General features: G+C 62.6%; 10 protein-coding genes. 1 reads left to right on the plus strand and 9 read right to left on the minus strand.

Annotated features, from left to right (window positions below):
* Positions 1-12 precede the first annotated feature (12 nt).
* The 5 genes from A4R29_RS21605 to melA all read right to left on the minus strand — a co-directional run bounded on the left by A4R29_RS21605 (position 13) and on the right by melA (position 7,648).
* Positions 13-1,680, minus strand: a complete 1,668-nt coding sequence (locus A4R29_RS21605) for an ABC transporter ATP-binding protein (RefSeq protein ID WP_063173774.1) — start codon at positions 1,678-1,680, stop codon at positions 13-15.
* 10 nt (positions 1,681-1,690) lie between these two features.
* On the minus strand, positions 1,691-2,830 hold the full coding sequence (locus tag A4R29_RS21610) for an ABC transporter permease (protein WP_013530192.1): 1,140 nt from the start codon (positions 2,828-2,830) through the stop codon (positions 1,691-1,693).
* A gap of 1 nt (position 2,831) precedes the next feature.
* Positions 2,832-3,839, minus strand: coding sequence for an ABC transporter permease (locus A4R29_RS21615; protein WP_063172850.1), 1,008 nt, complete (start codon positions 3,837-3,839; stop codon positions 2,832-2,834).
* 111 nt (positions 3,840-3,950) lie between these two features.
* Positions 3,951-6,035 (minus strand): ABC transporter substrate-binding protein, encoded by a 2,085-nt coding sequence (locus A4R29_RS21620; protein ID WP_013530190.1) that lies wholly within the window; start codon positions 6,033-6,035, stop codon positions 3,951-3,953.
* 146 nt (positions 6,036-6,181) lie between these two features.
* Entirely contained in the window at positions 6,182-7,648 is a 1,467-nt protein-coding gene (melA, locus tag A4R29_RS21625) for an alpha-glucosidase/alpha-galactosidase (protein ID WP_063172851.1), read from the minus strand.
* A 247-nt stretch (positions 7,649-7,895) separates the two neighbouring features.
* On the opposite strand from melA, the gene A4R29_RS21630 reads away from it, so the two are divergent.
* Positions 7,896-8,771, plus strand: a complete 876-nt coding sequence (locus tag A4R29_RS21630) for an AraC family transcriptional regulator (RefSeq protein WP_082827476.1) — start codon at positions 7,896-7,898, stop codon at positions 8,769-8,771.
* Positions 8,772-8,798: 27 nt separating this feature from the next.
* Here A4R29_RS21630 and A4R29_RS21635 read toward each other — a convergent pair whose 3' ends face one another.
* Genes A4R29_RS21635 through A4R29_RS21650 form a run of 4 tightly spaced genes read right to left on the minus strand, consistent with a single transcriptional unit; the run spans position 8,799 to position 13,658 of the window.
* The gene (locus tag A4R29_RS21635) at positions 8,799-10,826 is read right to left on the minus strand and encodes an aldo/keto reductase (protein WP_063172853.1); all 2,028 of its coding nucleotides are present in this window, start codon (positions 10,824-10,826) and stop codon (positions 8,799-8,801) included.
* 35 nt (positions 10,827-10,861) lie between these two features.
* A complete protein-coding gene (locus tag A4R29_RS21640; protein WP_063172854.1) occupies positions 10,862-11,956 on the minus strand; it encodes an ABC transporter ATP-binding protein in 1,095 nt (364 codons plus the stop codon).
* Between the two features lie 8 nt (positions 11,957-11,964).
* Entirely contained in the window at positions 11,965-12,801 is an 837-nt protein-coding gene (locus A4R29_RS21645) for a carbohydrate ABC transporter permease (protein WP_013530185.1), read from the minus strand.
* Entirely contained in the window at positions 12,798-13,658 is an 861-nt protein-coding gene (locus A4R29_RS21650; protein ID WP_027163430.1) for a carbohydrate ABC transporter permease, read from the minus strand. The genes A4R29_RS21645 and A4R29_RS21650 overlap by 4 nt, the downstream gene beginning before the upstream one ends.
* Positions 13,659-13,670: the final 12 nt, after the last annotated feature.

Consider the following 13,670-nt stretch of genomic DNA (forward strand, 5'->3'; position numbering starts at 1 on the left):
TCCGGCATATGTTCAGGCCACATCGAAAGCGGCCCTGACGAGCCGTTCGGTGTAAGCGGTCTTGGGATTGGACAGGATGTCGTCGACGGGGCCCTGCTCGACGATCTTGCCGTTCTGCATGACGATCACGCGATGGCACAGCGCACGCACCACCTTGAGGTCGTGCGAGATGAAGAGGTAGCTGAGGCCGCGCTCGTCCTGCAGCTTGCGCAGGAGGTCGATGATCTGCGCCTGGACGGAGAGGTCCAGCGCCGATGTCGGCTCGTCGAGCAGGATGAATTCTGGTTCGAGCGCTATGGCGCGGGCGATCGCGATCCGTTGTCGCTGGCCGCCGGAGAATTCGTGCGGAAACCGCGACAGAATATCGCCCGGCATGCCGGCGCTGACCAGCGCGTCGCGCACCCGTTCGACCCGCTCGCGCCGCGTCGCCCCTATGCTGTTGACGATCAGCCCTTCCTCGATGATCTGGCCGATCGTCATGCGCGGGTTGAGCGAGGAGAACGGATCCTGGAAGACGATCTGCATGCGCGAGCGCAACGGCCGCATCTCGGCCCGCGACAGGCCGTGGATCGGCTTGCCGTCGAAACGGATCTCGCCGCGCTTGGCGTCGATCAACCGGAGCAGGGCCTGGCCGAAGGTGGTCTTGCCGGAGCCGGACTCGCCGACCAGCCCCAGCGTCTCATGACGACAGAGTTTCAGGCTGAGATCGTCGACGGCGACCAATTCGCGCCAGTCGGGTTTCAGAAAGGTGCCGTGGCGCAGCATGAATGAGACGCGCACGCCGCTGGCCTCGAGAATGGTGCCACAGCCCTCCGGCAGCGGTTTCGGCTGCCCGTGCGGCTCTGAAGCCAGCAGCCGCCTCGTATAGGGATGCCGCGGATCGCCGAACAGCCGTTCGGTGACGTTGTGCTCGCACATTTCACCATGCTGCATGACATAGACGTAGTCGGAGAACTGGCGCACCACGGTGAGGTCGTGGGTGATCAGGATCACCGCCATGCGCAGCTCTTTCTGCAGGCTGCGGATCAGGTTCAGGATCTGCGCCTGGACGGTGACATCGAGCGCCGTGGTCGGCTCATCGGCGATCAGCACGTCGGGATTGTTGGCCAGCGCCATGGCGATCATCACCCGCTGGCGTTGCCCGCCCGAGAGCTGATGCGGGTATTGTCTGAGCCGCGCGGCAGGATCGGGAATCTGCACGTGCTGCAGAAGTTCGAGCGCTCGCGCCCAAGCCTGTTTGCGGCTGACCTTACGATGCACCCGGATCGCCTCGACGATCTGGCTGCCGACCGTATAGATCGGGTTGAGCGAACTCATCGGCTCCTGGAAGATCATCGAGATGCGGTTGCCGCGCAGCTTGCGCCGGGCGCTCTCGGGAAATTTCAGGATGTTTTGCCCGTCATAACAGACGCTCGAGCCGGGCGACACGGTGGCGCGCCGCGACAGCAGGCCCATGACGGTGCGCGCCGTCACCGACTTGCCCGAACCGGATTCGCCGACGATGGCGATCGTCTCGCCGCGATAGAGCTGGAACGAGATATCCTTGACCGCTTCGACGACGCCATGCTCGACCTTGAAGGCCACGGCGACGTTGCGGGCATCGATGATCGGCTGGTCCTGGCGTCCGTCATGGTCGTGACGGACGATCGGTGCGAAGGATTCGGCGAGCGCGACGGACATCTGTGCCACCTCAATAAGGGTCGACGGCGTCACGCAGGCCGTCGCCCAGCGCGTTGAAGGCAAAGACGGTGACCAGCACGAAACCGACCGGCGACAGGATCCAGGGATAGGTGCCGATGACGGAATAGGTCGCGGTGTCCTGCAGCATCAGGCCCCACGAGATCAGCGGCGGCTTGACGGCGAAGCCGAGGAAACCGAGGAAGGATTCGAGCAGCACCACGGTCGGGATCGCCAGCGTCACGGCGACGATCACATGGCTCATCACATTGGGGAAGATGTGCTGCATGATGATGCGCCGGTCGGTGGCGCCGACCGCCATGGCGGCGCGCACATACTCGATCCGCGCCAGCGCCAGCGTCTTGCCGCGCACTTCGCGCGACATCTGCGCCCAGCCCAAGGCCGACATGACGATGATGACGAAAGCGAGGAAGACGTTGGTGGGAGCGGTGACCGGGATCAGCGTCGTCAGCGCCAGATAGAGCGGCAGTTGCGGGAAGGCGAGCACCAGTTCGACGAAGCGCTGCATCCAGACATCGAACCTGCCGCCGAAATAGCCGGAAACCATGCCGACGGTGGTGCCGATGACGGTGATGATGAAGACGACCGTCAGGGCGATCATCAGCGAGACGCGCGAGCCGTGGATGGCGCGCGACAGCACGTCACGGCCGAACTTGTCGGTGCCCAGGAAATGCACCGGCTGGCCGTCCAGCGAGCCGAACAGATGCCGGTCCGCCGGCAGCAGCCCAAACAGCTTGTAGGGCGCGCCATGCACGAAGAAACCGAGCAGCCTAGGATGATCATAGTCGGGGCCGACGACGGGCTGGAAAGTGACCGGATCGAGGTCCGCCGAATCGGCCAGCGCATAGACCCTCGGCCGTGCGGTGAAACCGCCGTCTCTGTCATGGAAGCTTGGCACCTGCGGCGGAGCGAAGCCGACATCCGTGACCTTCGGGTCCATTGGCGCGATGAATTCGGCGAATACGGCCATCACCAGCAGCAGCACGACGAGCCAGAGCCCGGCCATGCCGGTCCAGGAGCGCTTCAGCCGGCGCCAGACAAGCGCGATGTAGCTTTCGTTGCCATGCGCCGGTTTGGCGACGATGGGCCCTTCGGCAGGCAGCGGTGGAGGGGATGGATCGCGCGCCAGCATCTCAACGCTCCCCGAACTGGCGCACGCGCGGATCGAGCAGCACGAGCAGCATGTCGGCGATGATGTTGCCGACGATGAGCGTCGCCGACAGGACCATCATGAAGGTGGCGGTGACATAGACGTCGCCGACAGCCATGGAGCCGACGATCGCCGGGCCGACGGTCGGCAGTGCGAAGATGATCGCCGTCTCGATCTCGCCGGTCAGCATATAGGGCAGCACCACGCCCTGATACATGATGAGCGGATGCAGCGCGTTGGGCACGGCGTGGCGCATGACGACAGCAGCACCCGTCAGCCCCTTGGCCCTTGCCGTCTCGACATATTGCGCGTTCAGCGTATCGAGCAGATTGCCGCGCATGACGCGCATATTGTAGGCGAGGCCGCCGAAAGTGGCGATCGCCACCACCGGCCAGACATGTTTGACGAGGTCGACGAATTTGGCCCACGACCACGGCGCACCACCATATTGCGGCGAGAAGAATGAGCCGATCTCAGACACGTTGAACTGGAAGACCAGGAGATAGACGATGATCAGCGCCATCAGGAAGCGCGGCACCGTCATGCCGAGGAAGGAGATGGCCGACAGTGTCGAGTCGATCCAGGTGTATTGCCTTGTCGCCGCCCATATGCCGAATGTGATGCCCAGCACCGAGGCCAGCAGATGGCAGACCAGCGCCAGAAGGAGCGTGCGCGGCAGGCGCTCTCCGACCACATCGGCGACCGGTTTGTTGTAGTACAGGCTGTAGCCGAAATCGCCTCGAGCGACGATGCCGACGATCCAGTTGAGATACTGCACGGGCAGCGGCTTATCGAGGCCATGCTCGATGCGATAGGCCTTTGCCTGCGCGTCGGCCTCGGCAAAGGAAGCTCCACCCTGGTTGATCGCCTGCGAGCGGATGTAGTCGGCATAGTCACCCGGCGGCGCCTGGATGATGGCAAAGGTGGCCAGGCTCAAGATGGCGAGGACCGGGATTGCCGACGCTATGCGCGTGAGCAGGAATCGCAGCATGGACGGTTCATTTCCTTGTCTCGCCGATCGCGCCCTTGGTTGCGTCCGGAGGTTGGTTTGTCCGGCCGCGCCAGCGGCGCGGCCGGAGGTCTCTCAGTCAGGGAGGTAAACCTAATTCATCAGCCCCTTCTCTCCGGGTTTGCCGGGCAGCTCATCGGGGAACAATTCATATTTCGCCTGCTTGTCTGCGGCGACAAATACCCGTTCGCGGATGATCGAATCCTCGGCCCAGTTGAACATGAAGATCGGCGTGCCCTGCGGAATGTTCGAGAAGCGCTTGTTGACGATCAGCGCGCCGGGATATTCCGTCAGGCCGACATTGTAGACGTGCTCCGTCGAGATCTTCTGGAATTGTTTCATCAAGCTGGCGCGCTGGTCATTGTCCTGCGTGGAGACGAACTTGTTGACGATGTCGACGAGGTCCTTTTCGAACGGCATCACATCGACCTCGCCATTTTCCGGCGCACGATGGTCCCAGCTGGTGCGCGGGCCGACAGGGGCAAGCTGCACGGTGTTCTGCACCACCGAGGTCAGTTCCTGTTCGTTGCGCCGGACCAGCCAATCGAAGCGGCCGGAGTATTGCGAAGCGTCCCGCTGGGTGCCGTTGAGGCCGTTGAGCACGACCCGCAGCCCGAGCTTTTCCATCTGGGCGACGACGCCTTCGGCAAGGCTTTTGTCGGTCGTGTAGTCGTTGTTGACCAGCATCACGATCTCGACATTCTTGCCGCCGGCAGTGCCGGAAGGGAAATTCACGAAGCCGTCGCCGTCCGTATCCTTGAGGCCGGCCTTGGCGAGTTCAGCCTTGGCGCCATCGAGGTCGAAGGGGTAGTAGACCGTCGAATTGCGGTCGTAGAAGCTGGTTCCTGACGACAAGCCGCCGGGATAGATGGCGGTGAACGGCCCCTTGACCAGCGAGTCGCCGAGCGCCTTGCGGTCGAGCGCCATGGTGACGGCCTTGCGGAAATCCTCGTTGCGGTTCAGCTCGCGGATCGCCTGGCCGCGTTCGTCCGGATTGCCCCAGCCATTGGCGGAAAAATTAAAGCGCAGATTGTAGCCGATGAGCCGCGGGCCGAAAGCAAGACGGGCAGGCGCGTTCGCCTCCGCCGCACGCTTCAGCGAGGCGACGAAGTTTTCCGGCTGCTCCAGATTGGAAAAATCAGCCGCGCCGGCCACCGCCTGGACGTCGCGATCGGCCCAGGTCGACAGCTTGTAGTGCAGTTCGTTGAGATAGGGCAGTTGATTGCCCTTTTCGTCGACCTTCCAGTAATAGGGATTGCGGCGCATGACGATGATGTCGTCCGGCCGGTATTCGACCGGGACCCAGCCGCCCATCACCGGCATGTTCATGAATTCCGGCGGGAAGGCATTCTTGAACTGGTCATAGGTGTTCTTCGAATATTTCGGATGCTGCGGCTTCAGGATGTGCGCGGGACCAGGACAGAAGGTGCCGTAGGCCATGGCATACAGGTACTGCTTCGGGAAGGCGTCCTTGAAGGTCCATTCGACGGTGTAGTCGTCGATCTTCTTCAACGTCGTGCCGACGCCGAAGGTTTCCGGCGTGGCGCCGTTCAGCGGCGAGACGTTGGGATCGACGACCTCGTCGTCCCAGTAGAACATGACGTCGTCGGCATTGAACGGCACGCCGTCCGACCACTTCGCGCCTTCGATGAGGTGCATGGTCAGCTTGTGGCCATCGCTCGACCAATCCCAGCTCCTGGCCAGGTTCGGCAGCGGCTCGGTGTCCTTGGCCTCGACCTGGAACAGCGGTGCGGTACGCGTCAGGCATTCGGAGAGGCCGATGTCGATGCCGCCCCAGCCTTGCGTCTGACCGGCGCCGTAGTTCCAGCCTTCCGGCCGCCCGCCGATGACGTGGCGCATCGTATCGCCATAGACGCCGATGCCGTCTTGCATATTGCCCGTCTTGAAGACCAGCGGCTCCTTCGGCAGCCTGTCTTTCACCGGCGGCAGCTTGCCGGTCTTGACGTATTTCTCGGTGACCCAGTCGGGCTCGTGATATTCGGGAAGCGCCTTGAACTCCAGAATGGAGTCGCGCGCGACATAATTGATCTTGCCTTCGGCGGGAAACGGTGTCGGCGCCGGCGGAACCGTCGGCTCGGAAGCGTATGCACTGAGTGCCGAGACCGAGACGCTCAGCGCCAGTCCGGCAGCAAGGCCGATATTGCGTAAATTCCTCACTGTCTCTCTCCCTCTTGTTGGTCCGGAGCGTTTGCACCCGCTCCGCCTCTCCTCGAATTCAAACGGCTTCGTGGCAGTGGATCCGCCTCCCATGGATCCACCATCACCGCATGAATTTCCAGCCGGCCCGTTTCAGCCGGCCCGTTTCAGCCGGCTTGCTTCAGCGCGGCTTTTTCGGCGCGCAATTCCTCGATCGAGCGAACGCTGCGCCGTGCGGCGCCCGCCCACTCGCGGGTCTTCACCTTGGATGTCGACAGCCGCTCCCTGGCGGCCGGAACCGCATGGGCGTATTGCGGCAGCCAGGCTGCCTGGGCGACGACCATTTCGTCGACCATCTGCCAAACCTCCTCCGGCGTCGAAACCGCGCCGACCAACGGGTCATGCAGCACGGCGAGCTTCAGAAGATCGATGTCGCCCGATATCGCGGCATGCACCGACATGCGCTGGACGTTGATCGAAGCGATGCAGGTGGCGGCGCAAGCCTCCGGCAACGTGATGCCGGCGGCCATGTTGATGCCGAAACGGTCGACGAAGCCCGGCGACTCGATGATGGCATCGTGCGGCAGGTTGGTGATCACCCCATTGTTCTTGACGTTGAAGTGGCCGCGATAGACGCGGTTGGTCTCCAGCGCCTCCAATATGTGGCTGGCATGCTCGTTGGAGCGTTTCTCGCGGTCGATCGGCTTGGACGCCGCTTCGAGGAACTGCGGATATTCCGTCTCGAACCAGTTGCGGGTTTCGGTGGAGTAGCGGAGATAGCCGCCGGTCTCGCCGTGAATCCAGTCGGACATATCGATCCAGCGCGTGATCTCGTCGGGACGTTTGCGGTACCAGGGCAGATATTCGGAAAGATGGCCGTTGCTTTCGGTCGAATAGACGCCGAAGCGCTTCAGGACGTCGATGCGCAGCTTCTCCTGCCTGGAATAGACCGGATGCGCCTCGAAAGCGGCCACCAGTTCATCCTTGCCAATGGGGCGGCCGTTGAGGCGCAGGTCGATGAACCAGGTCTGGTGGTTGATGCCGGAACAGACATAGTCGAGCTCCTGCGTGGACTTCGCGCCAAGCACCTCGGCGATCTGCTCGGCGCCGTGCTGGACGCCGTGACAGAGCCCGACAGTGTCGACCTTGCCGTATTCGATCGCCGCCCAGGTGTTCATCGCCATCGGGTTGGCGTAGTTCAGGAATTTGACGTTCGTCTCGGCGACCTCGCGTATGTCCTTGCAGAAATCCAGGATCACCGGAATGTTGCGCTGGCCATAGAGAATGCCGCCGGCACAGATCGTATCGCCGACGCACTGGTCGATGCCGTATTTCAAGGGAATGCGGATATCGTCGGCATAGGCTTCGAGGCCGCCGACCCGCACGCAGCTGATGACGTAGCGAGCGCCTTCGAGCGCCTTGCGGCGGTCGGTGGTCGCCGTCACCCTGGTCGGCAACCTGTTTGCCTGGACGATCCTGTCGAGGATCGCCTTGATCATCTGAAGATTGTGCTCGCTGACGTCGGTCAGCGCGAATTCGATGTCCTTGAATTCGGGCACGCACAGGATGTCGGTGAACAATTTCTTGGTGAAGCCGACGCTGCCGGCACCGATGATAGCGATTTTGAAACTCATCAGCCGCACCTCATTCCATTTTAAATTGCAGGCAAGGAATGACAATGGGAGGCTCTAGCCACATGCCGCGACATGTATGCAGGACAAGCCGGAATCCGGCTCGCCAACCTCCCTGTCCGCTCCTTGACTGCGGATCTCTCTCGCTTTTCGATGGGGATTATGCGCTTATTCGCGAGCGCGACCAGAGAAGGATTATGCTTTCAGGGGTAATTTTGTGCTGCATAATTTGATAGAACACGGACAGTCCATGCGCACGATCTCGCTGCCGCGCGGCCGCCAGCGCCTGCACGCCATGCCGACGAGCACGGGCTACGAAGTGCGCGAGGACGAAATCTACGACTGGGACGGCCGCAAGCGCGGTCAGACACCGTTCACCGTGCTCCAGCACACGATCAGCGGGACTGGCCGGCTGCGCTACGAAAACCGCAACTACCGCTTGCAGAAGAACGACACATTGCTGGTGCTGGTGCCGCACAACCACCGCTACTGGCTGGCTGGAGATGAGCGCTGGGAATATTTCTGGATTTCGATGAACGGCGAGGAAGCGCTGCGCATCCACAAGTCGATCCTCAGCGTCTCGGGTCCTGTATTTCGGCTGCAGCCGGCGACAATCGATCATCTTGCCGATTGCAGCCTGCGCCTGATCAAAGGCGCCGCTTCGCCGGGTGCTGCTTCCGCGATAGCCTACGAGGCTGCGATGGCGCTCTATGACGATGTCTTCGGTTCCCATGCCTTCGCCGAAAAACTAAGCGCCATGCAGCCGATCATCGATCACATCAACGCCAATCTCGACAAGCCGCTGCCGGTGGCGGACCTGGTCCAGATCAGCGGCCTCAGCCGAGCCCATTTCTCACGCTGTTTCGCCGAGAGCGAAGGCCTGCCTCCGGCCGAGTTCGTGCTGCAGCAGCGCCTGCAACGCGCGGCGAAGCTGCTGACCAAAGCGGATTTTTTGCCGGTGAAGGAAGTCGCCATCCTATGCGGCTTCGAGGAAGCGAACTATTTTTCAAAGGTCTTCCGCCGCTGCTACGGCATCACACCGAGCCAGTTCCGCACCACAGGCATGTACGCGAATTTGCGGACTCCGGCCAGGCGCGGCGTCAGGGCGTTCGATGACGAGACCTGACGCCGCCACGGTTAAACAGGCAGCCAACTAGGCAGCGCGCAGGCTGCCGCCGTCCAGCCATTCGAGATCGGCTTGCGAAAGCGTGATGTCGAGAGCGCGCAGGCTGTCGTCCAGTTCATCCAGCGTGCGTGGCCCGATCAGCGGGATGGAGGGGAAGGGCTGAGCGAGCACATAGGCCAGCGCAATATGGATCGGGCTCTTGCCCAGTCTCGCGGCAAGTTCGATCGCCCGGTCGCGGCGGCCGAAATTCCGCTCGGAGTACCAGACTCGCACCAGCTCCTCATTGTCTTGCTTGTCGCGACCCGCCCGATCGGTGAAGAAGCCGCGCCCCTGGCTCGACCAGGCGAAATTCGGCATCTGCCTGGATGTCAGCCAGGCCTTCCAGACATCCGTGGAGGACGTGACGCAGCCAGCCCAGATCGGCTCCAGCATTTCGGCCAGCGAGAAATTGTTGGACAGCGCACCGGGCTTTTGCTTGCCGGTGCGTTCGGCGTAGGCAATTGCCTCATCCAGGCGTTCCATCGTCCAGTTCGAACCGCCGAACGGGCCGCGGATGCGGCCGGCCTTGACCTCGCGATCCATCGCATCGACGAATTCGCCGACCGGCACATCCGGATTGTCGCGGTGCATGAAGTAGACATCGACATGATCGGTCTGCAGGCGTTCGAGCGTCTGGTCGAGCTGCTTGCCGATCACATCAGGATAGCACAGCGGCGAGTGCGCGCCCTTGGCGATGACCACCGATTGCGCGCGCACGCCACGGTTTTTCAACCATTCGCCAAGCAGCTTCTCGGTATAGCCGCCGCCATAGACATAGCCGGTATCGAAGAGATTGCCGCCGGCCTCGAAAAAGGCATCGAGCAGGATCGAACCTGAGGAAAACGTACGGAAATCCTCGAAGCCGAGCGCCACCACCGATGCCGGTTTCGACAGGCCAGGAATGGTGCGCTTGGCGATCGCCGTGCCGCCGGACCGCAAAGGCCGGCCGGAGATGGTGTTGGTGCGTTGCTCGGCCTTCTCGATACCGTATTCGAGGCCGGCTGCCGCCCGCCATTTGTCCAGCACACGCAAGGTGCCGAGGCTTTCCGCCCACGCCATGCCCGGCCAGGCGAATTCTTGGCCGCCGGCGCGGATCGCCTCGCCGGCTGCGTCGACCTCGAAGGAATAGACATGGCGCTTCTCGTCGACGCTGATGGTCTGGCGCGTACCATCGGAGGCGATGACGTCTATCCGGCCGAGACCGACATCGCGGTTGCCGCCGGCGAACCAGAAGTCCGGCACTTCGATGCGGCCCCTTGTGCCCAGGATGCGCAGCACATTGTCCTGGTTGAGCGAGATGCTGCAGGAGACTTCGGCGACAATGCCGCCGGGGAAATGCAGCAGCGCGGAGGCCCATTCGTCGACGCCGGACTGGCCCAGATGGGCGGTGCCGACCACCTTGTCTGGCTCGCTGAAGGGCTTTCCGACGGCCGCACCGGCAATCAGCCGGACCATCGAGACGGGATAGCCGCCGACATCGAGAATACCGCCGCCGGCGAGATCGTTGGCATAGAGCCGGTGCTGCGGCATGAAGCCCGGCATGGCGAAACCGAAGCTCGACTTGATCATCCTGATCTCGCCGATGACGCCGGACCTGATCAGCTCCACCAGCTTCTTGGTCTGCGGGTGCAACCGGTACATGAAGGCTTCGCCGAGGAATGTGCCGGCCTTGCGCGCGGCATGCATCATGGCGTCGGCCTCGAAGGCGGTCAGCGCCAGCGGCTTTTCGCACAGCACATGCTTTCCGGCCTCGGCCGCCTTGATCGCCCATTGCGCATGGCCTGGATGCGGTATCGAAATGTAGACGGCGTCGATGTCGGGGTCGGCGAGCAGGGCGTCGTAGCCGTCGAGGATACGGGCACCGGGAAAACGCTCGGCAAGCCCCGGCTTGGCGGGATTGCGTGCGCCGATGGCGACCAGCTTGCCGGTGTCCGAAGCGGCCACGCCACCGGCAAAGGACTGGGCGATGCTGCCCGGGCCGAGAATGCCCCAGCGAATGGGCGTGGTTGCGGTCATTGTCATTCTCCTTGAAGGCTGGAAAGGGCTGGCGGTCAGCGCAGCCGCAGTCCTTTTTCGTCGAACAGGTAGGATTTGCGGATGGAAACGGTGATCGCGGACGTGTCAGGGACCTTTGCCGCGTCGCGCTGGATCACCACGTCGTCCCCGTTGGCCGTTCTGGCATAGAGGAAACTTGTGCCGCCCAGGTGCTCGATCACGTCGATGGCAACCACAAGGTCGGCGTCGCCTTCTCCGGCATTGCCGAAATGTTCAGGCCGCACACCGACAATGACCTTGCTGCCGATTTTTGGGCTGCCGATTTCGGGCGCAGTGCCAGTCAGCGGTTGCGTGATGCGGGTCTTCTCCTGGCCCGCCAGTTCGACCACGACGCCAGGTGCATCGTGCCCGACAACCCGGCCTTTGATGAAATTCATCTTCGGCGAGCCGACAAAGCCGGCGACGAACTGATTGTCGGGGTTGTCGTAGAGATCGAGTGGCCGGCCGATCTGCTCGATATGGCCGGCGCGCATCACGACGATCCTGTCGGCGAGCGTCATCGCCTCGGTCTGGTCGTGGGTGACATAGATCATTGTCGTGCCCAGTTCCTTGTGGAGCCGGGAGATCTCGACGCGCATCTGGACGCGCAATTCGGCGTCGAGATTGGAGAGCGGCTCATCGAACAGGAACACCTGCGGTTCGCGCACGATGGCGCGGCCGATGGCGACGCGCTGGCGCTGACCGCCTGAGAGTTTTTTCGGGCGTCTGTCCATCAGTTCGCTGATGCGCAGGATCTCGGCCGCCCGTTTCACCCGCCGTTCGGTGTCGGCTTTTGGATTGCCGGTCATGCGCAGGCCGAAAGAGAGGTTCTGTTCGACGCTCATATGCGGATACAGCGCGTAGGACTGGAACACCATGGCGATGCCGCGGTCGGCCGCCTCGACATCATTGACCACCTTGCCGCCGATGGCGATTTCGCCGCCGCTGATGTCCTCGAGCCCGGCGATCATCCTGAGCAGCGTCGATTTTCCGCAGCCGGAGGGGCCGACGAAGACGACGAACTCGCCGTCCTTGATGTCCATGCTGGCGCCATGGACGACCTCGAAGACGCCGAAGCGCTTGACGACATTGGTGAGCGTGACCGTTGCCATGCTGCCCCTTACTTGACCGCGCCGGCGGCAATGCCGGCGATGAAATGGCGCTGCAGCAGCACGAAGACGACCAGCATCGGCACCGTCAGCATTACAGCGCCCGCCATGATGCCGCCCCATGACACCTTGGTGAGGCCGATCAGCGTACCGAGCGCCACCGGCGCCGTCATCGAACCAGGCTGGCTGTTGATCAAAAGCGGCCACAGATAATTGTTCCAGGAGGCGAGGAACAGGATGATGGCGAGTGCGGCCAGCATCGGCCGCGCCAAAGGCAGCGCGACAAAGAGGAAGATGCGCCACTCCTTCACGCCCTCGACGCGCGCCGCATCGAAGAGGTCGTCCGGCATCATCGAAAAACTCTGCCGCATGAACAGCACGCCGAGCGAATTGAACAGCGGCGGAACGATCAGCGCCACCCAGGTGTTGGCGAGCTTGAAGTCGCGCGCCACCATGATGAACTGCGGGATCAGCACGACCGCATAGGGCAGCGTTATGGTGCCCAGTATGATGGCGACAACCGCGCCCTTGCCGAAGAACTGGTATCGGGCCAGCGCCCAGCCGGCCATCGACGTCAGCAGCACCGACAGGATGGTGTAGGTCACCGCCACCGAGACCGAAATGCCGATGGCGCCGACGAAGTTCGTGTCACGCTGCAGATTGTTGAAATTGTCGATGAAATTGCCGTGCGGCAAAAGCTCGATGCCGGGGCTGAAGATGCCGTTGTCGGGCATGGTCGAGAACACCACCATCATCCACAGCGGAAACAGCCAGATCAGCGCCAGCGGCGTCAGGAACAGATGCAGAGCGATGCTGCGTCCCAGCCTGGCGGAGGAGCGCGAACTCATTTCGGTTCCCTCGTCAGCCACAGCTGCGCCAGCGTGATGGCGATCGCCAGCCCGGCCATGGTGTAGGCGACGGCCGAGGCGTAGCCGAAGTTGAGCGACCGAAAGCCCTGGCGGTAAAGCAGCAGGCCAAGCGTCTCCGTGCCGCCGCCCGGCCCGCCGCGCTCGGTGATCAGGAAGGGCTCGGTGAACAGCTGCATGGTGCCGATGATCGACAGCACGAGACAGAACACGATGACCGGCTTCAGCAGCGGCAGGGTGATGTAGAAGAACTGCTTGAGCTTGCTGACGCGGTCGAGCGTCGCCGCCTCGTAGACGTCTTCGGGAATGGACTGCATGCCGGCGAGCAGGATGATGGCGTTGTAACCGGCCCAGCGCCAGGTCACCGCGATCATGATCAGCGCCATCGCCGGCGCGACGTTGGAGAACCAGTCGATCTTGGGCAGGCCGACGCTGTTCAGGAGCTTGTTGATGATGCCGAAATCGAGGTTGAACATCAGCCGGAACACCGCCGAATAGGCAACCTCGCCGACCACGACCGGGGCGAAGAAGGCGAAGCGGTAGAGGCCACGCGCCTTCAAGAGCGGCGAGTTCAAAAGCACCGCCATGACGAGCGCCAGCGAGATCATCACCGGCACCTGGATGACCAGGATGAGCAGCGTGTTCTTCAGGGCGTTGAAGAAGGCCGGATCGCCGATCAACCGGCCCCAGTTGAAGCTCGGAGCGAACCGCCACGGCACGGTGCGCGTCGCCTGGAAGGAGATCATGAAGGAGCTGATGATCGGCCACACCCAGAAGATCGCGAAGATCAGCAGATAGGGCGTGAGGAAGCGATAGGCCGTGGCGTTACGATTGCGCATCTTGCTCCTCCT

Source organism: Mesorhizobium ciceri biovar biserrulae (assembly GCF_001618845.1).
In the GTDB taxonomy this organism is placed as follows: Bacteria; Pseudomonadota; Alphaproteobacteria; order Rhizobiales; family Rhizobiaceae; genus Mesorhizobium; species Mesorhizobium ciceri.